This is a genomic window from Streptomyces sp. NPDC058469 (genome assembly GCF_042721125.1).
Taxonomy (GTDB): Bacteria; Actinomycetota; Actinomycetes; order Streptomycetales; family Streptomycetaceae; genus Streptomyces.
In genome coordinates this window covers 1-23,740 of record NZ_JBHXME010000170.1, presented here as the reverse complement: position 1 = coordinate 23,740, position 23,740 = coordinate 1, and the positions used below count along the sequence as shown (strand labels likewise).

Genomic DNA, 23,740 nt, shown 5'->3' with positions numbered 1-23,740 from the left:
GGTGTTGTCCACCCGGGTGAGCTGTTCCCGCGCGATCCCATAACCAAACCTGGGCCTCCTTAACCACTGGCGCCCGGTCCCAGGCTGAGCCCTCAGCCTGGGACCGGCAGACAGTGGATAGCCGTATCCGCGTGAGGCACAGTGTCGATATGGATCAGAGCGGCCTGGCGACCTTTCTCCGTCGGCGTCGAGAGGCGCTGCAACCCGACGACGTCGGCTTTCCTCCGGGGCAGCGCCGACGGACGCCCGGGCTGCGACGCGAAGAAGTGGCCGCGCTGTGCGGCATGTCGACGGACTACTACAGCCGTCTCGAACGCGGCCGCGGACCACAGCCCTCGGAGCAGATGATCACCGCGATCGCCCGTGGACTCCGGCTCAGCCTCGACGAACGCGACCACCTCTTCGTCCTCGCCGGCCACAACGCACCGGCCCGCACCACACGCGACGATCACGTCAACGCCGGGATGATGCGCATCATCGATCGCCTCGGTGACACCCCCGCCCAGGTCGTCACCGGCACCGGCGAGACCACCGTCCAGACCCCGATGGCAGTGGCCCTGCTCGGCGACGAGACCCGTTTCACGGGGCTCGCGCGCAGCCTCATCTACCGCTGGTTCACCGACCCGAACGAACGTACGATCTATGTGCCGGACGATCATCCGACGCACAGCCGCGTCTACGTAGCCCATCTCCGCGCGGTCGCCTCCCGCGAGGGCCGCGGCTCACACGCCGCCGCGCTCGCCGGCCGTCTGGGCGCGGAGAGCTCCGAGTTCGCGGAGCTGTGGGCCCAGCACGAAGTCGGTGTCTCGCACACCTCGCGCAAGAGGATCCTGCACCCGCAGGTCGGAATGATCTCCCTGCACTGCCAGACACTCGTCGACCCCGACCAGGGGCAGTTGCTGCTGGTGTTCACGGCGATCCCCGGCACGGAAGACCACGACAAGCTCCGACTGCTCTCGGTCATCGGAAGCCAGCGACTCGGGGCCTTTACCACCGCGGCCTCCGACTGAGCACTACGTGTCCCCAGCCCACCGCCGAGCACAGAGCGGCCGGCTGAGGGGCCGTGACCGCGCCTGCGCGCAATGCCGGCTCGATGCGCTACGGCCGATCAGGCATCGGCCGTAGCCGTCATGAATAGGCGGCCACAACCCGCCGGTTGGCCAGCTGTGACACCAGCGGCGGGACCATGCCCTCGTCCTGTCTGCCCGCCTGGCTGCGGCCGTTGCACGAGATCCTGCCGGTCGGCGTCGGACTGCGGGAGGTCCAGGGCGGCCCCTCGTACTTGCGCGATGTCCTCGTCACCCGCCGACTCACGGTCCTGACCTCTGCCACTGGCTGACGACAGGACGGGCTCGCTGCCAGCGCATCCGGTCGAGGTAGTGGTGGCGCGCTCATTGAGCGTTGTTCAACCTGAGTTCGCTGGTTCATAGGGCTGGCGTGAGCGGGGCTGAGGTGCTCGTGCCGGTGGACATGCGGAAGTACGCGGTGGGGTTCACCTGCTCCCCGGACGGGGTCAGCGAGTTCACGGATCGGTCGTATCCTCCGATCGCGGCGAGCCCTGATGGGCCACTGTGGCAGTTGGCTGTGGCCGACGGCGTGGACCTGGGCCAGCGTGAGCACGCCCGGGTCAGTGAGCGGCAGGATGAGTTCGGCGGCGGTGACGCGCTTTCCGTGACTGACACGGCACCAACGAACGGTCGCACAGGCGCCACGTGGACGTCGATGCTCAGACCGGAACCGGAACCGGAAGCCATGATGAAACTCCTGCGTTGTTATACGGGAAGCGGTTGCGGCGGACCCGAGGGGATCCGGCGGCGAATGACCTGACGTGCCGCCCGTACGGCTCATCGCCCCCGTCTTGCATGATTCCCCGCAAGAGCTGGACGCCTCCCTCACCTGTTCAGGTGAGGGTCCAGTCCTCAAGCCCAGGAATGCATGTCAGCGGGGTTAGGGAATGCCTCGCAGTGCTGGCCGACCTCATCGACAGCTCCGACCGTCAGACGGGTGAACGCGAGGCGATGCTCCCTTTCGGCGCCCTCGTCGGCGCGATCTCCATCGCCCGGGTGGTCGACGACCCCGACCTCTTCGAACAGATCATGTCCAACGTCGCAGCCCCATTGAGGCCGTTTCATCGTGAAGTCGCAGGTCACGTGGCTATGAACGCCGTATGTCCTGAGCTGGTTGGTCGAGTTCCGAGGTCGGTCGGCGTTGTCGACATAGTCCTAGATCAGGCCTGCGGCGTACCTAGTGCCCTGGCGTCCCGGACCACGCGGGAAGCGTGATGGTGTAACCGCAGGCTGTCCGGAATGTTGGTCTAGACCTTGACGCCCTCGTCCCCACGCGACTACCTTCCGGCATCACCGGTTCACAGTCGGATCCACTGTTCACGTATAGGAATCCCATAGCTGACGGTCCCCTCATGGAAGGCCATCCCCCCATGCGTTCAACAGCCTTCTCCCGGTTCGCCGGCCTGTGCGTCGTGCTCGGTGCTGTGGCGGCCGCAGCCCTCGTGGCTCCGGCCTCGGCTTTCCCGGCACCCACATCGGAAGCCGCCACGCGGGCCACGACCGTTCAGCCCGGCACCGTCAAAGCCGCAGCAGTTGCCGCATCGCCCGCGGTGTTCGTGCACCCGGGCGTGAACCTTGACTCCGCCCAGCTCGACTTCGTACGGGTCAAGGTCCAGGCGGGGGCCCAGCCGTGGAAGGCCGCGTACGACAGCATGATGGCGAGCTCGTACGCCTCGCTGTCACGCAGTCCCAAACCCAGGGCGACGGTGGAGTGCGGCCCCTCCTCGAATCCCAACAACGGCTGTACCGACGAACGCGAGGACGCGATCGCCGCGTACACCGATGCGCTGGCCTGGTACATCAACCGCGACGACCGCTACGCACAGAAGGCGATCCAGCTCATGGACGCCTGGTCCGCGACGATCCATGACCACACCAACGACAACGCCCCACTGCAGACCGGCTGGGCGGGCTCCTCCTGGCCCAAGGCAGCCGAGATCATCAAGACCGTGCACGGCAACTGGCCCAACGCCGGCCGCTTCGCGACGATGCTGCGCACCGTCTACCTCCCACTGGTCGTCAACGGCTCCAACCGCACCGGCAACTGGGACCTGACGATGCTGGAGGCGGCCGTCAGCATGTCTGTCTTCCTCGACGATCACACCAGCTACGACACCGCGATCGGCCACTACCTGCAGCGTGTCCCCGCCTTCGTCTACCTCTCCTCGGACGGCGCGCTGCCCAAGACCGTGCCCAGCCAGCACCTCACCACTCGCGACCAGATCGTCAACTTCTGGTTCGGCGCAAGCACCTTCACCACCGGCATCACCCAGGAAACCTGCCGCGACTTCACCCACACCGGCTACGGCATCTCCTCGATCTCCCACGTCCTGGAGACCGCCCGCATCCAGGGGCAGGACCTCTATCCGCAGGTCGGCGAGCGGCTACGGCAGGCACTGGGCTTCCAGTCGAAGTACGAACTCGGCGCGGCCGTCCCGTCCACCGTGTGCGGCGGCACGGTCAAACTCGGACTCGGCCCCATCACCGAGGTCGGCTTCAACGCACTGAACACCCTTCACGGCGTCGCGATGGCCAACACGCAGACTCTCACCGAGCGAAACCGCCCGGCCGGCACGAACAACCTCTTCGTGGCCTGGGAAACCCTCACCAACGCCCAAAACCCCAACTGAGTTCGCTCTGCGCGGCCGATGGCGATCCGCCGAGTCAGTTCCCTAATGGGGCTCCTGCGCAGCAGCAGCCAACCCTTCCCCCTCCAACTCCGGGGAATCCGCCCCCTCCTCAGACACGAAAGGCCCTGGCCCCCATGGACAAGGACATGGACCGACGACGCTTCCTGACCACCACGGGCGGCAGCGTGCTCGCCGCTGTGGGGCTGTCCGCCCTGACTGGCATCGGAGGGCCGCGCGCCATGGCGGCCCCCGCCGCCGTGCCCTCGTCCGCTCTGCCCTCGCGCGCCGCGATCATCGCCGTGCTGCGCCGAGTCGCCGACCACTGGATAGCCGCCCACGGCAACCCGGGCAACAACCAGTGGGCCAACGCGACCTTCTTCTCCGGCCTGCTGTCCCTGTACTCCCTGACCAAGGACGCCCGCTACCTTGGCTACGCCCGGTCCTGGGCCGAGCAGAACAACTACGCCCTCAACGGGGGCTCCAGCACCCGGATCGCCGACAACCAGAACGCCGGACAGGCGTATCTCGACCTCTACGCGCTGGAACCCGACCCGCACAAGATCAGCGCGATCGAGACCTCGCTCCACCGCATGACCTACTCCGACCAAGTCGACAAAAACGACGACTGGTGGTGGGCCGACGCCCTCCACATGGCGATGCCGCCGTTCGCGCGCCTCGGCGCCCTGCGCGGTGACGCCCGCTACCACCAGAAGCTGTACAGCCTGTACCAGCACACCAAGCACGCCGAGGGGGGCCCGGGCCTGCTGAACCCGGCGACCGGCCTGTGGTACCGCGACAAGAACTTCCTGCCCGGCCACATCGTCTCCCCCTCCGGCAAGCCCGTCGTCTGGTCGCGGGGCAACGGCTGGGTGGCCGCCGCCCACGTCAAGACCCTCAAGGCACTGCCGCCCACCCAGTCCGACACCGCCGAGTACCGCGACACCCTCACACGCCAGGTGATCGCCCTCCCCCCGATCCAGCGGGCCGACGGTTTCTGGAACGTCAACCTTGCCGACCCCACCCACTTCCCCGGCCCCGAGAGCAGTGGCACGTCCTTCTTCGTCTGTGCCATCGCCTACGCCGTCGCCACCGCCCTCGTCGACCGGGCCACCTACCTGCCCGTCGCCGCCCGTGCCTGGAACGGCCTGGTCACCACTGCCGTCCACCCTGACGGCGTCCTCGGCTACGTCCAAGGTGTGGGTGATCGCCCCGACTCCAGCCAGCCCGTCACCTACGACACCACTGCGGACTTCGCGGTCGGCGCTTTCCTTCACGGGGGAGTGGAGCTGGCGGCCCTCGCATCCTGAAGAGCATCGGCGCGCCGCGCCCCGAGCCGGTCATCAGCTCGGAGAAAGCGCTGTCGCTGCTCGGGTCCGCGGCGGAGTACCGGGCCGCGTTCCACAACTCGCCCTCCACCGAGCAGATCCCGACCGGGATGCTCGCTCCGGAGGAGGCCGACCGGGTCCGCGCCAACTGCAACCTGCCGCCCGTGACCACCTACGACGTGTACGCGTACGACGGAAGCGACAACGTGGTGCGCACGACCTCCGAGGTCACCGTTGCCGTACCGGGTCGGGACGTTCCGCTCCTCCAGCAGTTTCTCGTCTGCGGCCTCGACGAGCTCGTTGGCGAGCTTGGTGGCCAGGACGTACTTGGCCCGGAAGCCGGCCATCGCGGCTTCGGTGCCCAGCGAGATCAGCAGGTGGGACTTGCCCGTGCCTGAGTCGCCGATCAGACACAGGGGCAGCCCTTGGCGGACCCACTCGCAGGAGGCCAAAGTTCGGTTGGCAGCTGGGTCGATGGCAGGGTTCACGTCGAACTCGAAGGTGCGCAGTGCCTTCTCGCGGGGAGAGCCCGCGGCTTTGATCCGGCGTTCGGAACGGCGGCGGTTGCGGTCGTCGCGCTCGGCCGTCAGCAGCTTGGCCAGGAACCCGCGGAGGAGGACGTTGAGATCACCGACACCCGCCAGGACGTCGTTCTGATCGCCTGTGACCCTACCTCCCGTCGGTCCGCCTCACCGGCGCCCGGGCCAGCGCCAGCCACCACGTGGACGAGGACGACGACCCCGATGCCTTCCTCACCTGCTTCGCCGACATCACGATCGAGAAGGAGCAGTGCGGCCGAACACGTTGGCGAGAATGGCCGGCCTTCCCAAAGCCCAGCCGCTTTCGTCGTGGATACGGGCGCGCTCGCGCAGGTGAGTGCCGCCCGCTACCCTGCCCGCCGACTTACGCCCTCAGGCCCGCCAACTCGACTGTTCATCGGCCAGTCGAAGCGCTACGTCGCCATGGCAGAGCCGCCTCCCGAACGCACGGGAGGCGCGGGTTCAGCATCAGCGCGATGAGTCGGGCAGCGCGACGAGCAAGCGCTTGTCCGTCACCACGGCGAGCGACAGGGTGCGATAGCCGACCGACTTGAACAAGATGGTGATCTTGCCGTCGCCTTCACTCATGACCTCGCCCTGGCCCCACTGGTCATGGTGCACGAACACGCCTGGCAGGTAGGCGTGTTCGTCCGCTGTGGGGCGGGCGGCCGTCTCCGCCGCCCGGACGGCACCTGTGGAGGCGCCCGCGCGTGCACCTGCCCGGGGCCACCGGAGCCGCCGTGCGGCCGCCTTGTTTGGGCGTCCGGCGTCCCCGGACCGCTCGCTCCTCATCGCGCTCACAGGCTTGGCCACCTCACCCGTGCAGTTGTCGCATGCCCCGCACGGGATGGGGACGGAGTCGCCGAAGTATCCAAGGAGGAACCGCCGTCGGCAGTGGGTCGTCTCGGAGTACCCGCGCATCATGTCGACCCGGGACTGTTCGAGCTTGAGGTGCGTGGCGTGGACGGCGAGGGCGCTTTGCACAGCGGCGTCGACGTCGTCATCCGCGCAGGCGCCGAGCGCGCCGGTGAAGCGGCTGCCGTCCCGTCCGGTACGGACGGCCCCGGCCTCCTCCAGCAGGTTCAGCACGGCGGACAGTGCCGTCGCGGCGAGTTCGCAGTCGGCCCGGAGTTGGGTCGCGCTGACGGCGCCCGCCTCGCCGCGCAGGCGCTCGGCGACGCGGCGCAGTGCGTCGGCGTCGGGAGCGCCGGCGGCGAAGAAGCGCTGCAGGCCCAGATCCTGCGGGCGGTAGGCGAGGATCGCCGTGGCCGGTGCCCCGTCGCGGCCGGCCCGGCCGATCTCCTGGTAGTAGGCGTCGAGCGAGCCGGGGACGGACGCGTGCAGCACGAACCGTACGTTCGCCTTGTCGATGCCCATCCCGAACGCCGAGGTCGCCACGACCACGTCGAGCTCACCGGAGCTGAACCGGTCCTGGGTCTGGCGGCGTTCGGCGGCGGAGAGGCCCGCGTGGTAGCTCGCGGCGGCCAGTCCGAGGTCGCTCAACTGCTCGGCGTAGCGGTCCGCTGCCTTCCGCGTCCCCGCGTACAGGATTCCCGGCTTCTCCTCGACGGCCGTCCGCTCCACGACGAACCGCTCCTTGGCGGCTGCGTCCTGAAAGGTCGACACGTCCAGACGGATGTTGGGACGGTCGAAGCCGGCCACTATCTCCACCGGATCGTTCATGCCGAGACGTTCGGCGATGTCCCGCCGTACCGGGGCCGCCGCGTTCGCGGTCAGGGCGAGCACCGGCGGGTTGCCCAGCCGCTCGCGCGCGTGGCGCAGCCGCAGATAGTCCGGCCGGAAGTCGTGCCCCCAGGACGACACGCAGTGTGCCTCGTCCACCACCAGCAGCCGGGGACGGACGGCAGCGAGCCGGTCCGTGACGTCCGGCTTGGCGAGCTGCTCAGGAGCGAGGAAGATCACGTCGACCGAGGAGGCGCTGATGCGGGCCCATGCCGTCTCGTTGTCGCTTCGGCGCTGCGCGGAGTTGATGGCGGCGGTGCGCAGCGCGCCGGATCCGAGCAGGCTTTGCATCTGGTCCCGCTGAAGCGCGATCAGCGGCGAGACGACCACGACCGGACCGCCGAGCAAGACCGCGGGCACCTGGTACACGGCGGACTTGCCCGCGCCGGTCGGCATGACGGCGAGTACGTCACGCCCCTTCATCACGGCCTTCATCGCGCTCAGTTGGGCCGGGCGCAAGTGCTGCCAGCCGAAGACCCGACGGGCGGTGCCGCGCAGACGCCGGGACGTGAGTGCGAACATGCTTCTCCTCGAATGGTGGGCGTCCAGCCGCCGTGTGTCTGGCGGTTACCCCGGTTCGCTCCTTGCAAGGGCGCTCCGATCCGCTGTTTCGCATACTCAGTCACAGGAACGGCGGGCTCCCTCCGGCCTGGCCTCCGGCATGGGCCAGCGACTCCGGACGAGATGACCAGGGCGCGTCGGAGGCAGGTCGTAGCGGCTGACGGACAGGTACGTCTCCAGGGGCGCCGCTTCGAGGAGCCCCTCGTTGCCCTCCAGGTGGAGTGCCGGCTCCTGGGGACGGCACAGCAGGTCAATCCGGTCGGTTGTCGCATCCTCCGCTCGTACGTGTCGCGGAAGAGGGGCGCAGCCGTGGGAGGGCTTCGCTGCTCTTCCTTAGCTCTGTCGCTGAGCTCTTGGACGACGGCGGGCTGGTCCTCGGCACGTAGCCCTGGGGTGCGCCGGGCGATGGCGAGGTCTTCCTCGTCGAGGCGCTCGCAGGCGGCGAACAGCTTCCGGGACATGCCGAGGTGGACCTCGGTTCCGGGGATACGGCAGATGAGGAAGTCGTCAAGGCGCTCGGAGCGGATCTCGGCGCGCAGGGCGTGCTGATCGGTGCGAGGCGCTGCTCCGCCGGCGTTGGCCCGCATGCCGAGAGTGAGGTCGTCGTCTTCCAGGGGTGTGGTCACCCCAGCCGTGTGACGACTGCTGCTGGCCCCGAGGCCTCGCTGGATGCCGTCACGGAGGCTTTGCCCTCCAAACGCGGGGAGTGGCTCGGTGGTGATCATTCGTGAGGGCGATTGAAGGGCTAGAGGTCGAGGACCGCGCGGAGTGCGTTGTCGATGAGCTCCTGCTGCTCGGGGCCGATGTTCCCGTGCGGTGTGCCGGTCTCGAAGCGGAGTGTGGAGAGCTGGAGGAGATTGACGGCGACGACGGAGGCATCGACCGGGGTGGTCAGATGCACGCTCATTGCCGTGTCGGGATGCTGCGCCGGCGCATGCAGGACCAGGACGACGACAGCGCCGTAGGCGTCGGCAAGTCCGTCGAGGCTGACGACGAGAACGGTGCGGGTTCCCTTGCCCGTGTCCACGTCCCAGACGTCGCCCTTGCGGATGATCACAGGGCGTCGCCTTCGCCTGTCAGGTCGAGGGGTGCGATGGAGGTGAGTTTGCGCGCGGCGTCGAGTGTCATCTGACGTCGCACAGCTCGCACGATGTAGTCGTTCAGTGATGATGCGCCGAGGGCGGCGGCGCGTAGTTGTTTGTCCATGGAGTCGGGAATCCGCAGAGTGATGGCAGTCATGACACCAATATTAGTGGCAAGACTGCCGTCATCGCAGCCGTGCGGCGTTTTGGCGTACGTGACATTGGCACTGTGGCATCCGCTGAGCTCGGCCTCTGATGGACCGTCTTCGTCCTGCTTCACGCCGGGGGCGAACTCCCAAGGGTGTGGCTCTCCCTGAGAACCCTGTCGCACCCGTACCACGCCTGGTACTTCCCGCGCCCGGACGGGCACCGGGATCCTTCCCGCCATGGCCAGGACTCCATGGACCCGCAGATGAGAACCACCATGCTGCAGACGGACGGGCTCGGATGGACGCAGGCTGCGCAACGTGCCGTCGCCCCGGTGGCGACGAGCTCCTCCAGTCACGTGCCGTTGGGAGATAAGGGTGTCCTGGATCGGCCGGTGCGCGGATCGTCGAATTCCTGAAGGAGGGGCGACGGCGGCCCGTGGCGGGCCGGCGCCGCGTCGGCAAAGTGTCGGCGGTCCGGCGGGATGTCGGTGATCTGTAGGTGATGTGTCGCTGGCCGCTGGAAACGTGGGCGCCGAGTTGCCCCGTGGGGCAACAGTCGCACCCGCCTTCAACAGCAAGGGAGCCCCCTGCCATGTCGTCCACGCCCTCCACCCTGCCCTGGGATGTCCAATGGCTACCGCGTGCTGATAGCAGTGTCTTCCTGGTCACCGGCAGCAACGCCGGCATCGGGTACTTCGTCGCCGAGCAGCTGTCCGCAACCGGAGCCACGGTTGTACTCGGCAGCCGAAATCCCGCAAAGGCACAGATCGCCGCGGCTTCGATCCGTACACGTGTCCCGGAGGCGAGGGTACGGTCCGTTCGGCTGGACCTGGCCGACCTCTCGTCACTCAGAACGGCCGTGGAATCGTTGGAGGTGGAACGCCTCGACGCGGTGGTCCACAACGCCGGCGTCGCACTCGACGACCCGCCGCGCAGGGAGACCAAGGATGGTCATGAACTCATGTTCGGGACGAACCACCTCGGGCACTTCGCGCTGACCCACTGGCTGATGCCGCTGCTGTCGGCCGCACCGGCGGCACGCATCGTGACCATGGGCAGCTTCGCGGCGAAGTCGGAGCGGCTCGACCTGGACGACCTGCAGTCCCGCAAGGACTACCGGCCCAAGCGCACCTACGGACGTTCCAAGTCGGCACAGATGTACTTCGGCCTCGAACTCGACCGGCGCCTGCGCGCCGTCGGCAGCACGGTGGCGAGCGTGGTGGTCCATCCCGGCGGGGCTCTCGACTCCCTCACGCCGTCACGGCCACCAGTCCATACGCGGACCGCCGGCGCGCGGCTTTGCGGCGCACCAGCCGCCCTCCTCGTCCAAGGCAAGCATGCCGGCGCATGGCCCGCGGTCCGGGCGGTGCTCGACCCGACCGTACGCGGAGGGCAGCTATGGGGGCCGCGTGTCTTCAGCCTGCGCGGCAAGCCACACCGTGAACCGGTGTGGAAACACCTCGCCGACACGTCCGTCGCGGCGCGGCTGTGGGACGCGAGCTGTGACCTGACCGGCGTCGACCTCGGCGCCATCCACAGATAGCCCCAGGCGCGAGCGTTGGTCAACAAGCGTGCTCGGGTCGGCCAGTTGTGGCGCTCAGGTGCAATGGCCTGTGAGCAGCCCGGCGTCGTGTGCGGGGCGGCGGCCTGTACGCGGTTGACGCAGCCGGTGCGGGTGAGGATCGGGCTGATGTGCGCCTTGACCGTGCCGGCGCTCAGATACAGCTGATCAGCGATGTCCGCGCGAGCGGAGATGAGGCCGCTGAGTGCTCCGGCCTTCCGCGTTGCCGGGGCGATCGTCGCACCGGCGTCCGTGTCCCCATCACGAGCGCGCACAGCAGGGTGTCCGTCCCCACGTCAGGCAATTCGGGCCTGACCGTTCGGCGCAGAGTCTCCACGAGCAGGTCCATGACGTCCGGCTCGAACTCCGTGATCGCCGCGGCCACAGCCGTCGTCCCGACGTGTGCTGCGATCGTCCCTCCCTGGTCCATCGAACATTTTCCTCGAAGCGCGGTGGCCCGGTCGGAACGGCGCTAGGCGTATCCCCGGCGACACCGCGTCTGCCGAACGGCCACACTCCCGGACCGATCGGCACACCGGCTGCGCAACATCAGCGAACAGGCGCACCCCGTCGTCATCACGCAGGGGCAGAACGGCCAGCAGGCGGAGAATATCGACCCCGCCTGTCCGCCGGTCATCAGGGCCCGGAAGTGCGAGCTTCCGGGCCCTGAGATGAACGAACGGCCCGATCGGGACGGGCTGAAGGCCCTCGCCGGGGTCTTTTTACCGTCCTGTCTCGCCACTCGATGACCGGCCTCATGACGCGTGGGGCCGGCCGCGGAATCCGCCCCGAGTCGAGGCGACACCCGAACCGCCACCCATGCGTCCTGTCCGATTCGTCAACCACCGCCGTGGCTGAGACGTCCGCCCCTGCACGGTCTGGTGGGGGAGACCGTGCACAACATCGTGGGACGCCTGGAGGCATCCTTGCCTGACGCATCGCGACAGCCTTCCGGCGGTCGGTCAGTCGGTGTACACCTCGGCCCGGTCCACGCTCACGAACGAGGCCGTCGACTGGGCGTTGTGCTCGCCCGTCACCCGGATCCGCAGGGTGTGCCGGCCGGAGGCGAGTTTCGGGCTGACGTACTGGACGGTCTCACCCGTGCGGATCGCCCCGTAGAAGTCGACCCGGGTCTCCGCCCCGCCGTCGATGCTGAGGGCGGCGATGCCGTTGCCGGTGTCGCGTACCGACAGCAGGGCGATCTGGGTGCCGGTGAAGGTGAAGGTCGCCGTGTTGCCGGCCTGGTCGCTCCAGTGGTCGTCGCTCCAGAAGCACTGCGCGCCGCACCCGGTACCGGAGTTCCAGGCCCCGGTGTAGGCGAGGGTGCCGTCTCCGCTGGAACGGCCGTCGTCGTTGATCCAGTGGTTGCCCGAACCGGGGTCTCCGGAGGGCAGGTTCTGGGTGGCGCCCATGGCGAGCGGGCTGCCCAGGTTCGGGCTGCCGTCGGCGTTCCAGCCGATCTTCTGGGCCCGGCTGGTGCGGTCGGTGTAGGTGTACTGGGACGTCGACTTCGCGTGGTAGACCATCCAGTCCTCCGTACCGTCCGGGGACTTGAAGAAGGCGTGGTGGCCGGGGCCGTAGACACCCACCGCGTCGTTGCGCGAGAAGACCGCTCCGCTGTGCTGCTGCCAGTTGGACGCCACCAGGGGATCGGCGCCGTCGGCCAGGGACAGCATCCACAGTTGGTAGTCGGGCTTTCCGGTGTCGCAGGTCGAGTACGTCATCCAGGTGCGGCCGTTGCGGCTGAGGAACTCCGGCCCCTCGCGCACCTCCGCGCAGCCGCCCGCCGCGTCGATCGCGACCGCGTCGCCGGAGACGGTGTACGGGTTCGCCAGCGGCGCGATGTTGAGCCCGTTGTGCTGGTAGGCGTTGATGCCGCTGTAGGCGAGGTACAGGCGGCCGTTGTGGGTGAAGACGCTGGGGTCGATCGCGAAGTCGTTCGTGTGGTTGGGCGGGATCAGCGCCGACTTGAAGTGGTAGGGGCCGGTGGGGGAGTCGGCGTCGGACTCCAGGACGTAGACGCGGTGGTGGTCGTCGACGCCGTCGTCCGCCGTGTAGTAGAGGTACCAGCGGTCGCCGAAGCGGTAGAACTCCGACGCCCAGATGTTCTGGTTGCGGGAGGGGGTGGTGTCGGCCCAGACGGTGACCGGGTCGGACTCCAGCAGGGTGGCCAGGGACGCCGAGTGCCACATGCGGATGCTGCCGCCCTGGGTCGTGGTCATGTAGTACGAGCCGTGCCAGTACGTCAGGTAGGGGTCGGGCCCGGTGTTCAGCGGATTACGGAACGTCGTACTGGTGACGGCCGCGGCCTGGGGCGCCGCGGTCGCCGTGGGTGTGGAGACGAGCGAGAACACCACGGCCAGCAGCAGGGCGACCAGCGCCGCCGTGCGGGCCGTGCGGGGGGACGAACTCATGTGCGGCTCCAACGGATCGTGGTGGGTGACTGGGGTGGTTGCGCCTTTCAGGAAGGGGGCCGGCTCACTGGCCGCCGAGGCCCGTCGTGGCGACGGACTTGACGATGTGCCGCTGGAAGAACAGGAAGACGACCACCAGCGGCAGTGCGGCCAGCACGGCCGACGCCATCGACTGCGCGTACTGGACGCCGTAGGCGTCCTTCACCGACGTGATGCCGACGGGCAGGGTCATCAGGTCGGGGTCCGAGGTGGAGACGAAGGGCCACAGGAAGTTGTTCCAGGCTCCGATGAACACGAAGATCGCCACCGCCGACAGCATCGGACGGGACAGCGGCAGCAGCACGGACCAGAAGATCCGCACGTGCCCCGCGCCGTCGATGCGGGCCGCCTCCTCCAACTCCCTGGGCAGGGAGTCGAAGTGCTTCTTCAGGATGAACACCATCACCGGCGCCACCGTCTGAGGGAGGATCACCGCCGCGTAGGTGTCGAGCAGGTTCAGGGTCAGCATCTGCTGGAACCACGGCACGATCAGCATCTGCGGTGGCACCAGGACGGCCGCCACTGTGACGGTGAACAGCCATCTGCGGCCCGTGAACCGGGTCCGGGAGAAGGCGTAGCCGGCCATCGCGGACACCGCCACCGTGATCACCGTGACGACGGCCGCGACCAGGAAGCTGTTGAACATCCACAGCGGCAGCTCGCCGCGGTCCCACACACTGTGGAACCCGGCGAGGGTGAACCCGTGCTTCGGCCACAGCCAGTGCACCGGGTCGCTCGCGTCCTGCTCGGACTTGAACGCCGTCAGCAGGCCCCATGCCATCGGCAGCAGCCACAGCAGTGCCAGGACGGTCAGCACCGCGAACGTGACAATCCTGGCGGTGCGGCTCTCGCCGAGGGAGAGATGGGTGCGGCGGGCCTGGGCGCGGTACCGGCGGGCCGCCACCTCGCGGATGACCGGTGAGCGGGGCGCGGACTTCGGCCGGGGGAGGGGCAGTTCTGTGGTGGAGGTCATGTCACTTCTCCCGGCGACGGAGGGCGGCGTACTGCGCCGCGGAGGCGAGGATGACGAGGGCGAAGAACACGTAGCTGATCGCCGAGGCGTAGCCGAGCCGGTAACCGGTGAAGCCGACGTCGTACATGTACTCGATGACCGGGCGCGTGGAGTTGTCCGGACCGCCCTTGGTCAGCAGGTAGATCTGGTCGAAGACCTTCAGCGAGGCCAGGATCTGCAGCACGGTGACGACCACCGTGATCCGGCTCAGCTGCGGCAGCGTGATGGAGAACAGCCGCCGCCAGGCGCCCGCGCCGTCGATCGCCGCCGCCTCGTACAGGTGGTCCGGCACCGACTGGAGGGCCGCCAGGTACAGCAGGAAGTTGAAGCCGACCGTCCACCACAGGGTGGTCAGCACGATCGCCCACATCGCGACCGACGTGTCGCTCAGCCAGGCCACCGAGTCGAGGCCCACCGCGTTCAGCAGCTGGTTGTACAGGCCGAGATCGCCCTGGAAGAGCCAGACCCACAGCAGGCTGACCACACCGACGGGCAACAGGTACGGCGCGAAGAACGCCAGCCGCCACACCCATTGGCCGGGCAGTCCGGTGTGGACCAGCAGCGCCATGCCGAGTGCCACGACGACCAGCGGGACGGTCGACAGCACGGTGAACCAGACAGTGTGGCCGAGCGCCCGCCACATCTCGGCGTCCCGCAGCGCCTCCGAGAAGTTGTCCAGGCCGACGAAGCTCGGCGTGTGGGCCGACAGCGAGGTGTCGGTGAGGCTCATCCACAGTCCCTGGACCAACGGCCAGACCATGAAGAGGGCGAAGAGGACGAGGAAGGGCAGGGCGAACAGCAGGCCGGGGGAGAGGATCCGGCGCGCCGTGAGCGTCCCGGTCCGGGACGGGGGGAGAGGAGAGGACATCGTTGTGCCTCCTGCGCGGATGGTTCGCGGCCGGATCAGGCCGGGCTGGGCGTGGAGAGGAAGGTGTTGAGGCGCCGGGTCATCGCGCGGGCCGCGCGGTCGGGGCTGGTGTCGCCCAGCAGGGCCTGCTGGAGGACCTGGCACATGGCGTTCTGGAAGTCGGAGCCCGCCCCGGCGAACCACACCGACGGGTCGAGTACGACATGGCCGGCGGCCTCGGCGTAGTGCGCCTGCGGTTGGAGCGCGGCGTAGGCGGCGGTCCGGGTCACCGGCCGGTAGGCGGGGATGTGGCCCGCGGTGGCCCAGATCTGACCGGCCTTCAGCAGTGCGGCCACCGCGCGGTGGGTGCGCCGGCGGTGCTCCTCGTCCGGGTGGTCCCGGTGGGGCAGGACGAAGGAGTGCGAGTCGGCGTAGACGGCCGGGGTGCCGAACACCGTGGGGAAGGGCGCCGCGCCGACGTTCTTGTCGGCCGCGCGGAAGGTGCCCAGCTCCCACTCGCCGGAGAGGATCATCGCCGTCTGGTTGTTGACGAAGGAGGCGATGGCGGACGCGTAGTCGAGGCTCTTCGGGTTCACTCGGCCGTCGACCACCTTGGCCATGAAGGCGATCACCTCGGCCATCCGGTCCTCGTCCACCTCGGCCGGCCCGCCCGCGGGCAGTTCGAACCTGCCGCCGGTCTGCCGGTACAGGCCGTAGAACAGCCGCCAGCACTGCGCGGTGTCGGTGACGTAGCCGAACGCGATGCCCTGCTTGCCCGATGCCTTGGCCAGTTCCTTTCCTGCGGCCAGGAAGCCGGCCGGGGAGGAGAACGCGTTCGCGTCCAGCGTGCCGTCGGCGGTCAGCAGGCCCGCCTTCTTCGCCGGTTCCTGGTGGTAGAAGACGATGAAGGGGTGGGTGTCCAGCGGGACGGCGTAGGTCCGGCCGTCGAACTGGGTGCGTGACCACACCGCGTCCGCGAAGTCGTGCGGGGCGATGCCGTACTCGGCCAGTACGTCCATGTCCCACGGGTCCAGCAGCCCGGTGGGTGCGTACCCGGCGAGACGGGACATGTGCGAGACGGCCACGTCGGGCCCGCGACCGCCGGCGGAGGCCATGGCGAGCTTGGTGTAGTAGGGGGTGCCCCACTCCAGGACGGTGCGTTCGATGCGCGTGCCCGGCATGTCGGGCCGTGCCTTGGCCACCATCTCGTTGAGGAGGCCGCCGTCGGCACCGCTGAACAGGTCCCACAGGCGGACCGTCGACCCGTTGCTGGCCGCGAGCGCCGATCCGCAGCCGCTGAGCGCCCCGGCGCCGAGGGCCGTGGAGCCGGCGGCGAGCGCTGTCGTCAGGACACGGCGTCTGGTCGGTCCGTGGCGAGGGACCTGGGCGGGTGTGCCGGTCATGTGCTTCCTTCCCGGTGGGCGGCGGCGTGGGGGACACTTCGGTCCGTGCGGCGGCGCTGCCCACCATGCGTTCTTACATCGATGTAAATCTTGGGCGGGGTACGGTACGTCCGTTCACCGGGAGCGGGGGCCCGGCTGCTACGGCGCCTCCTCATACGCGGCGGGGCGCAGCTGGGCCGCGCGCAACTGTGCGGTGTCGGCCTTCTCGGACCGGTCGAAGCGGTAGACGCCGTTGCGTTCCTGGAAGACGTCGGTGAGCTGCGTGTAGCAGTAGCCGAACATCCCGGGGTCGGCGAGCAGCACGCCGGTCAGACCGCGGAAGCGCTCCACGAACTCCTCCTCGGTGCGCGGCCGTTCGCCGTACCCCCAGGAGCTGCCGGTCTCGTCGCCGGCCGCGGCGGCGGTCTCCGGGTCCCACCAGATCCCGCCGAACTCGCTGCAGAAATACGGCTGCCCGCGATACGGCACCGACCACGCGCGGCCCTCGGGGCCGGTGTTGACGTACGGCCGGTCCTCGGACAGCCCGGCCATGATCTTGGCGAACGCCACCGGGTCCTGCTCGTAGCAGTGCGAGTCGTAGACGTCCGTCTCCGGCACCCGGTGCGCGTAGCCGGAGGCGTCGATGACCGGCCGGGTCGGATCGGCCCGCTTGGTGGCGAGGAACATGCCCCGGGTGACGTCGTCCAGCACGGTGATGCGGTCGTGCAGGTTCTGGTACGTCTCGTTCAGCGGGCACCAGCCGACGATCGAGGGATGCGAGTGGTCCCGCTCCAGCGCCTCCAGCCACTGCGTGACATACGAGGCGTCGGGCCGCTGGTTGTCGTCACGGACACCGGTCTCGCAGCCCCAGTCGCCGAACTCGCCCCACACCAGGTAGCCGAGCCGGTCGGCGTGGTAGAGGTAGCGCTCCTCGAAGACCTTCTGGTGCAGCCGGGCCCCGTTGAACCCGGCCGCGATCCCCAGCTCGATGTCCCGCAGCAGCGCGGCGTCGCTGGGCGCGGTCATCAGCCCGTCCGGGTAGTAGCCCTGGTCCAGCACCAGCCGCTGGAAGACACGTTCCCCGTTGAGCAGCAGCTCCTTGCCGCGTACGGAGACCGAGCGCAGGCCGGCGTAGGAACGGGCGGTGTCGACGACCTCGTCGTCCGGGCCGAGGACCTCCAGGGCGAGGTCGTACAGATGCGGGTCGGCCGGCGACCAGGTCCGCCGCCGGCCCGCGGGGACGGTGAGCACGAGGCGCGGACACAGGTCCAGGTCCGCCCGCCCCTCGGCGGTGACGACCGTGCCGTCGGCGTCGCTCAGCGTGGCGCGCACCCGGTGCCCGGCGACGTTCGCCGACAGCGGCAGTTCCACCAGGAAGGATCCGGTGGCCAGGTCGGGCGTGATGCGGGGGCGGCGCAGGGCGACGGCGCGGGGGACCGGCTCCAGCCACACGGTCTGCCAGATGCCGGTGGTCCGGGTGTAGTGGCAGTGCGAGTTGGCGTACCAGGTGGCCTGCTTGCCGCGGGCCTGCACGGTGTGCCGGCTGTCGCGGGCGCGCACCACGAGGGTCAGTTCCTCGCCGGCCGCGGCCACCTCGCCGAGATCGGCGGTGAACGGCGTGAACCCGCCGCGGTGCCGGGCGACCTCCTGGCCGCCTGCCCACACCGTGGTGTCGTGGTCGACCGCCCCGAAGTGCAGGAGCACCCGGGCGTCGGCCCACTCGGCCGGCACGGTCACCGTGCGCCGGTACCAGACGGCCTCCAGGAAGTCCGTCTCCACGATGCCGGACAGCTCGGACTCCGGGCAGAACGGGACGAGGATGCGGTCGGTCAGTTCGCGGTCGGTCAGGCCGCGTTCGAGGCCGCTGTCGGACCGGTCGGTCTCGAACTGCCACTCGCCGTTGAGATTCAGCCAGGCGTCCCGCGTGAACTGCGGCCTGGGGTACTCGGGGCGGGGTGGCGCGTCCGGGAGATACGGGTCGGGCATGGTGCTCCTCGTGACGAGAGTGCAGGTCGGTGCGTGGTGGAGGTCGTGCGGGGTCATGGCACCATGTTGATTACATCGATGTAAATAGCCCGGACGCGGTTTGTGTGCGACCGACTGGCCGGAAAATGACGCACAACGGTCGGTACGATCAAGAGAGTTCGGAAGGAAGGGCAGCGTGGCGGCCAGACCGAGGATCAAGGACGTGGCGGAGTACGCCGGCGTCTCGCCCAAGACCGTCTCCAACGTGATCAACGACTATGAGCACGTCTCGGAGCGGACCCGCACGGTCGTCCGCGAGGCGATCGACGCCCTCGGCTACCGCGTCAACATCGCCGGCCGTCAGTTGCGCCAGGGCCGTACGGGCATGATCACCCTCGCGGTGCCCGAGCTCGACGTCGCCTACTTCTCCGAGCTGGCCCGGCACGTCATGGAGGTGGCCGGGAGCAACGGCCGGACCGTGCTGATCCACCAGACCGGAGCGGAACGTGACCGCGAACTGGCCGCGTTGCACGGTTTCGACACGCAGTTCTGCGACGGGGTGATCCTCAGCCCGCTCTCCCTGCTGCCCCACGACCTCGCCACCCGCGACCGTCGGATGCCCGTCGTGCTGCTCGGTGAACGCTCCGCCGAGGGACACACCGACCACGTCGGCATCGACAACGTGCGCGCCGCGCGTGAGGCCACCGAGCACCTGCTGTCCCGCGGACGGCGCCGCATCGCGGTGGTCGGCGGTGCGGTCCGCGGCCAGCAGGGCACCGACCGGCTGCGCACCGACGGCTATCGCCAGGCTCTGGCGGCGGCGGGTGTGCCCTTCGACGCCGGCCTGGTGGTACCGGTGGAGGCCTACCACTGGAGGGACGGCGCCGAGGCGGCCGCCCGGCTGATGCGCGACGGATCTCCCCCCGACGCACTGCTGTGCCTGAACGACAACATGGCGCTCGGTGCCCTGCGGGGCCTGCACGAGGCCGGGGTACGGGTGCCCGGCGAGGCGGACGTGGTCGGCTTCGACGGTATCGAGGCTGCCGGCTTCAGCGTGCCCAGCCTCACCACGGTCTCGCCCGACAAACGGGAGATCGCCCGTACGGCGGTGTCCCTGCTGCTGAACCGCATCGACGCCCCGGACTCGGGCGTCCCCTGCCGGGACGTGGTGATCGGCCACCGGATCGTCGTCCGGGAGAGCAGCGGAGGCTGACGCCGACGGAGGGACCACCGGCTCGCCGCGAACGCGGCCCGGAGTCCGGCGGTCCGGAGGAAACCGGCGGCCCGTGGCGGTGACGGTCCCCAAGCCCGCCGCGAACCGGGCGAAGCGCTGCCTGCCGTGCGGACGGCCGGGGGCGGGCAGAGCCGTCGGCGCCAGCTGCGGAAGACCGGCGTGGCCCGAACCGGATGCCCTGCCGCGTGTGGCCTTTCCGCGATGGGCCGTCCGCAGCCCCGACTACGACCCTGTGCCGGCCGCCGCCGCGTCGTCATGGGATTCCGCTGCGTGTGGGATCACGCTCCGGTGCACCGTCAGGTTCTCGACGCGGTAGGACAGTTCGGTGGTCTCGGGGTCGGGGCGGGGGTGGTAGCGGCCGGCGCATACGGAGAGGTTGACGACGAGGTAGGCGTACCACCCGGTTCCGACGCCCCGTTCGTCGGCGAAGACCTGGGTGCCGTTCAGTGTCCAGACGACACTGCACCGGCCGAAGGTCACTCCGAGGTCGACTACGGCGCCCGGACTCACCGCCGGGTGGTGGAGGTACGTGTGTCCTTCGCGGACGTGGTTGGTGAGCTCCAGCAGGTCGGGGTTGTCGGGGTGGTACTCGAAGACGTCGACCTCGTTGCCTCCGTCGCGCCAGGTCCAGATCGCCGGCCAGGCACCCAGTCCGGTGGGCAGGCAGACGCGGGCCTGGAGCCGGTCCCCGGTACGGACCGTGAAGGCCTCGTCGCTTCCCTCGGTGGTCAGCAGCCCGGTGTTCCACCAGCCGTCGGTCCTGGGGGTGGCGCGGAAGGTGCCGGTGCGGGAGTAGGCCGGGTCGGGGGTGAGGTGGTCCAGCTTGTTGTCACCGGGGTTGGTGGGGCCGCCGTCGGGATAGGCCCAGGAACGGCCTGCAACCCATTGGCGGGTGGAGGTGAAATCGGCCGTGAAGACGACATCGCTCACATACGGCTCCCTCGGTGGCGGACACGGTGTCGAGTGCCGCAGTGCTGCCCGGCCCGGCGGCCGGACATGCGGTGGGCGCCGAAGCCCGGGGGATCCTCCCACCTGCGGGTGACGTGCCCGGCGTCCGCGCCCGAACGCCTACGTGGTCCACGAACACGTTCTCCCGACATGTGCCCGGCGCCGGCAGCACCCCTCCCGACCTCCGCCCGTCGCTCACGGACCCGGAACCCCTGGCCCACAGTCACCGACTGTCCGGCAGCCTTCCGGTGTGACCGACGGCTTCGGCTCCTCAGACGCTGGGCCGCAGGTCTCCGCGAGGCATTCCCCGACGCGGCAGTCGCGTGCCCTTTCGGGGCTGCGTTCCGTTCCACCACCCGTTGCCGATCTGGATGTACGCGTAGTCGTTGCCCGGGAAGGACGAGCCGGCGAAGGTGCCATCGCCGAACCGCCCCAGCCGACCACCGAGCTGCCGGGCGTTCCGCAGTGTCCGGCGCTGACGAAGCCGCCGACCACGGAAAATCCTATGGAGCAGCGGGTGTTGCCATTGATGTAGTGGGGTCGCCGCCGACGGTGCCCGCGGCGAGGGCACGGTTGTTGGTGAGGTCGCTGGCGAGCAGGGCCAACAGCCCGAGCGCCGTGGCTTCGTTGCCGCGCCCTTCTCGGCTGACGGCTTCCTCCCAGCGGTCTTCTTCGCCGTGGTCTACTTCTTGGCCGAGACCTTGGCGGCGGGTGCCTTCGGGGCGGCCCGCAGGGGATCCTCCTGCCGCTTCCTGGTCCTGCCGCGGCTTCGGAACGGCCCGCGATGCCTCGGACTCGGCCACTGCGGGGGCGCTGCCGTCAGGCTCGTGCTGTCCGTCCACGCGCTGAACGTGTCCCCAACTTGTGCGGGCCGAGCTGGGTCTCGGCCCGCACACGGTGTCGTGCGGGGTCGCAGGTGACCTCGCCGGCTCAGCCCGCGTAGGTCGCGAACAGTTTGGAGAACTGGTACGGGGTCTGCGGGATGTTCGTGCACTCGCTCAGGCCACCGGTGCAGGCGTTCCCGTCGCGGGTGACGTCCCAGAAGCCCAGCTCGCCCAGGTGGTTCTGGCGGGCGAAGGTGAGCACCTGCTGTGCGTCGGCGACGGTGAACACCTCGCTGGCGGTGTCGTTCTGGCCGAGCATCGGAGTGAGGCCGACCATGGCCCAGGTCTGGGCGGTGGTGAGGTTCGGCCACACCGAGGCGATCTGGGCGCGGGTCGAGGTCGCGGCCTGGATGGCGTACGTGCCCATCTTCCCGGACGGGCTGGGTGCGGCGCTGTCGCCGTAGTCCATGGCCATCAGGTTGACGGTGTCGACGTTCAGGTTGTGCGACTTGGCGGAGTTGAGGATGTAGACGCCGTCCGCGGTCAGGCCGCTGGGCAGGACCGGGAGAGTGAGCGTGACCTTGAGGTCGCGGCCCTTGGCGCGCTGCGCGGCCTGGACGGCGGCGACGGCCGTCGAGCGCCGGTCGATCGAGGCGTGGTCGACCGTCGCGGCGCCCTCGATGTCGAAGTCCACGCGGTCCAGGGCGTAGGCGTCCACGACCTTCTGGTACTGCGCCTGGAGCGCGGTCGTGCTGGTGCAGGCGAGGGCGAGTTCGGTGCCCGCCTCGCCACCGAAGGACGGACGCACGTCACCGTCCATCGCGCGCAGTGAGTCGAAGTCCGCCCGGTCCCAGGCCGCGCCCGGGTCGAAGGAGTTGAACCAGCTCGCGTTGCAGCCGGTCGACCCGGCGGTGATGAAGCCGAGCGAGAACTGCCGCAGCCCGGTGTTCGTGGCGATCTGCGTGAGGTTCGGCGTCGGGTAGGCACCGAGGTCGATGAAGGGGGCCGCGATGCCGGGCGTGGTGCCGCTGCCCGCGGTCGCGGTGAGCGTCGCGGAGTGCGCCGACTGGTTGTTGGAGTCGTCGAGCGCGGTCACCGAGAAGCTGTGGCTGCTGCCGGGGAGCAGGCCGATCACCGTGAAGGTGGTGCCGGTGCCGGAGGTGGTGGCGATGACGTTACTGCCCTCGTAGACCCGGTAGCCGACCACGCCGACGTTGTCGGTCGAGGCATTCCAGCCCAGCGTGACGCTGCCGGGGCCGGTGTCCCGGACGGCGAGGCCGGAGGGGGTCGAGGGTGCGACGGTGTCGGCGGGGACGCCGGCGCAGGGGCCGTTGTTGATCAGACAGGTGCTCGGTGGGACGACGGAGCCGCTGTAACTGAAGTCCAGGCCGGCGACGGGCGCGGAGTCACCGGGGGCGAGCGGGGTCTCCCAGGTGGGGGAGGTGATGGTGTACTGCGTCCCGCTGTGGGTGAGCGTGCCGTTCCACGAACTGGTGACGGCCTCGGTGGCGGGCAGGGTGAAGGTGATGGTCCATGAACTGACCGTGTGGGTGGACTTGTTGGTGACCGTGTAGCCGCCCTCGAAGCCGGCACCCCAGGTGGAGGTGATGCCGAAGGAGGCGATCAGACCGGTGTTGTCGGCCGCGTGGGCGGCCGGGGTGGCGAACGTGGCCATGCCGCCGACCATCAGGGCGGCGGTCAATGCGGCGCGCAGCGACGCACGTCTCATGCGGATGCTCCTCCGTGGGGCGAGGCCGCGCACGGCGTCGCGCCGGTACGCGGATTGCGGTGCCCTGCACGCCCGTCGCACGGTGGAGAGGTGCGGGTGGGGAGGAGCCGTGCGACGTGATCAGGGCGGGGTGAGGCAGGGGAAGACCGTCGAACGGCGAGCCGTGAAGTTAATCGGAAAGTTTCCTTACATCTGCCTGCGTAGCGAAGCGTGGCTGGCGGCGTTGGCCGGCGTCAAGAGATGCGGGAAAGATTCGTCTAGACCAATTCCCGCCCTGGGGGCGCGAGTTGCCACCGGAGGCGGTCGCGGACGATGTTCTCGGCGTCCGCCACGATCGCCATGATGGCGCGGACCACCGCCTCACAGCTCTCCACCTGCCGATGAGGCCCTGTGCCTGACCGGCCCACCACATGCCGCTCTCGACGTGGCCGGGCCTTCATGTTCGGGTTGACCGGCGCCTCTTCGGTCGCTCGAACCGGGCCCTCATGTCGATCGATCCGGAAGACCAGGACGTAGACCTGCCAGACCTGGTCGACAAAGGGGAGCGCCGTGGCGAGGCCGGCCCGCGTGAGGTCGGAGGTCACCACCACCGCCTCCTTCCGGACCCTGCTCACCGGGCTGCTTGAGGGGCGCCGACGTCACGGGAGCGCGGGAGGGGGGTTCCCGTTGTTCACAAACCGGCGACCCCA

General features: G+C 69.3%; 18 protein-coding genes and 3 pseudogenes. 7 read left to right on the top strand and 14 right to left on the bottom strand.

Annotated features, from left to right (window positions below; translation table 11 throughout):
- The first annotated feature begins 149 nt into the window (after positions 1-149).
- From ACFWP5_RS43620 to ACFWP5_RS43600, 5 genes are all read left to right on the top strand, one after another.
- Positions 150-1,010 carry a helix-turn-helix transcriptional regulator gene (locus ACFWP5_RS43620; RefSeq protein ID WP_384170256.1) on the top strand — a complete coding sequence of 287 codons (861 nt, stop codon included), beginning with the start codon at positions 150-152 and terminating at the stop codon, positions 1,008-1,010.
- A gap of 146 nt (positions 1,011-1,156) precedes the next feature.
- Complete coding sequence (locus ACFWP5_RS43615) at positions 1,157-1,339, top strand: hypothetical protein (RefSeq protein ID WP_384170254.1); 183 nt, start codon at positions 1,157-1,159, stop codon at positions 1,337-1,339.
- Between the two features lie 625 nt (positions 1,340-1,964).
- Entirely contained in the window at positions 1,965-2,282 is a 318-nt protein-coding gene (locus tag ACFWP5_RS43610) for a hypothetical protein (RefSeq protein ID WP_384170252.1), read from the top strand.
- A 155-nt stretch (positions 2,283-2,437) separates the two neighbouring features.
- Positions 2,438-3,697 carry an alginate lyase family protein gene (locus tag ACFWP5_RS43605; RefSeq protein ID WP_384170250.1) on the top strand — a complete coding sequence of 420 codons (1,260 nt, stop codon included), beginning with the start codon at positions 2,438-2,440 and terminating at the stop codon, positions 3,695-3,697.
- Positions 3,698-3,843: 146 nt separating this feature from the next.
- The gene (locus tag ACFWP5_RS43600; protein ID WP_384170248.1) at positions 3,844-5,004 is read left to right on the top strand and encodes a glycoside hydrolase family 88 protein; all 1,161 of its coding nucleotides are present in this window, start codon (positions 3,844-3,846) and stop codon (positions 5,002-5,004) included.
- Between the two features lie 242 nt (positions 5,005-5,246).
- Here the strand turns inward: ACFWP5_RS43600 and ACFWP5_RS43595 are convergent.
- The 4 genes and pseudogenes from ACFWP5_RS43595 to ACFWP5_RS43580 form a co-directional block, all read right to left on the bottom strand.
- Positions 5,247-5,633 (bottom strand): annotated as a pseudogene (locus ACFWP5_RS43595) (ATP-binding protein); the annotation flags it as partial.
- Between the two features lie 396 nt (positions 5,634-6,029).
- Positions 6,030-7,826 carry a RecQ family ATP-dependent DNA helicase gene (locus ACFWP5_RS43590; RefSeq protein ID WP_384170246.1) on the bottom strand — a complete coding sequence of 599 codons (1,797 nt, stop codon included), beginning with the start codon at positions 7,824-7,826 and terminating at the stop codon, positions 6,030-6,032.
- A 784-nt stretch (positions 7,827-8,610) separates the two neighbouring features.
- Positions 8,611-8,922: a type II toxin-antitoxin system PemK/MazF family toxin gene (locus tag ACFWP5_RS43585; protein WP_317882693.1), complete on the bottom strand. Its 312-nt coding sequence runs from the start codon at positions 8,920-8,922 to the stop codon at positions 8,611-8,613.
- Positions 8,919-9,227 carry a hypothetical protein gene (locus ACFWP5_RS43580; RefSeq protein ID WP_384170244.1) on the bottom strand — a complete coding sequence of 103 codons (309 nt, stop codon included), beginning with the start codon at positions 9,225-9,227 and terminating at the stop codon, positions 8,919-8,921. The genes ACFWP5_RS43585 and ACFWP5_RS43580 overlap by 4 nt, the downstream gene beginning before the upstream one ends.
- A 461-nt stretch (positions 9,228-9,688) precedes the next feature.
- On the opposite strand from ACFWP5_RS43580, the gene ACFWP5_RS43575 reads away from it, so the two are divergent.
- A complete protein-coding gene (locus tag ACFWP5_RS43575) occupies positions 9,689-10,639 on the top strand; it encodes an SDR family NAD(P)-dependent oxidoreductase (RefSeq protein WP_384170242.1) in 951 nt (316 codons plus the stop codon).
- Between the two features lie 146 nt (positions 10,640-10,785).
- Here the strand turns inward: ACFWP5_RS43575 and ACFWP5_RS43570 are convergent.
- The 6 genes and pseudogenes from ACFWP5_RS43570 to ACFWP5_RS43545 form a co-directional block, all read right to left on the bottom strand.
- Positions 10,786-10,932 (bottom strand): annotated as a pseudogene (locus tag ACFWP5_RS43570) (hypothetical protein); the annotation flags it as partial.
- 687 nt (positions 10,933-11,619) lie between these two features.
- A complete protein-coding gene (locus ACFWP5_RS43565) occupies positions 11,620-13,071 on the bottom strand; it encodes a glycoside hydrolase family 43 protein (RefSeq protein ID WP_384170240.1) in 1,452 nt (483 codons plus the stop codon).
- A 64-nt stretch (positions 13,072-13,135) separates the two neighbouring features.
- Positions 13,136-14,083: a carbohydrate ABC transporter permease gene (locus ACFWP5_RS43560; RefSeq protein WP_384170238.1), complete on the bottom strand. Its 948-nt coding sequence runs from the start codon at positions 14,081-14,083 to the stop codon at positions 13,136-13,138.
- Position 14,084: 1 nt separating this feature from the next.
- On the bottom strand, positions 14,085-14,990 hold the full coding sequence (locus ACFWP5_RS43555) for a carbohydrate ABC transporter permease (RefSeq protein ID WP_384170236.1): 906 nt from the start codon (positions 14,988-14,990) through the stop codon (positions 14,085-14,087).
- 35 nt (positions 14,991-15,025) lie between these two features.
- Entirely contained in the window at positions 15,026-16,372 is a 1,347-nt protein-coding gene (locus ACFWP5_RS43550) for an extracellular solute-binding protein (protein ID WP_384170234.1), read from the bottom strand.
- Between the two features lie 138 nt (positions 16,373-16,510).
- On the bottom strand, positions 16,511-18,337 hold the full coding sequence (locus ACFWP5_RS43545; protein WP_384170257.1) for a glycoside hydrolase family 2 protein: 1,827 nt from the start codon (positions 18,335-18,337) through the stop codon (positions 16,511-16,513).
- 175 nt (positions 18,338-18,512) lie between these two features.
- On the opposite strand from ACFWP5_RS43545, the gene ACFWP5_RS43540 reads away from it, so the two are divergent.
- Entirely contained in the window at positions 18,513-19,529 is a 1,017-nt protein-coding gene (locus tag ACFWP5_RS43540) for a LacI family DNA-binding transcriptional regulator (RefSeq protein WP_384170232.1), read from the top strand.
- 243 nt (positions 19,530-19,772) lie between these two features.
- Here the strand turns inward: ACFWP5_RS43540 and ACFWP5_RS43535 are convergent, their stop codons facing one another.
- From ACFWP5_RS43535 to ACFWP5_RS43520, 4 genes and pseudogenes are all read right to left on the bottom strand, one after another.
- A complete protein-coding gene (locus ACFWP5_RS43535; RefSeq protein ID WP_384170230.1) occupies positions 19,773-20,480 on the bottom strand; it encodes a beta-glucanase in 708 nt (235 codons plus the stop codon).
- 367 nt (positions 20,481-20,847) lie between these two features.
- Positions 20,848-21,070: pseudogene (locus tag ACFWP5_RS43530) on the bottom strand (S1 family peptidase); the annotation flags it as partial.
- Positions 21,071-21,428: 358 nt separating this feature from the next.
- Positions 21,429-23,051, bottom strand: a complete 1,623-nt coding sequence (locus ACFWP5_RS43525) for a cellulose binding domain-containing protein (protein ID WP_384170228.1) — start codon at positions 23,049-23,051, stop codon at positions 21,429-21,431.
- Between the two features lie 257 nt (positions 23,052-23,308).
- Positions 23,309-23,635, bottom strand: coding sequence for a hypothetical protein (locus ACFWP5_RS43520; RefSeq protein ID WP_384170226.1), 327 nt, complete (start codon positions 23,633-23,635; stop codon positions 23,309-23,311).
- Positions 23,636-23,740: the final 105 nt, after the last annotated feature.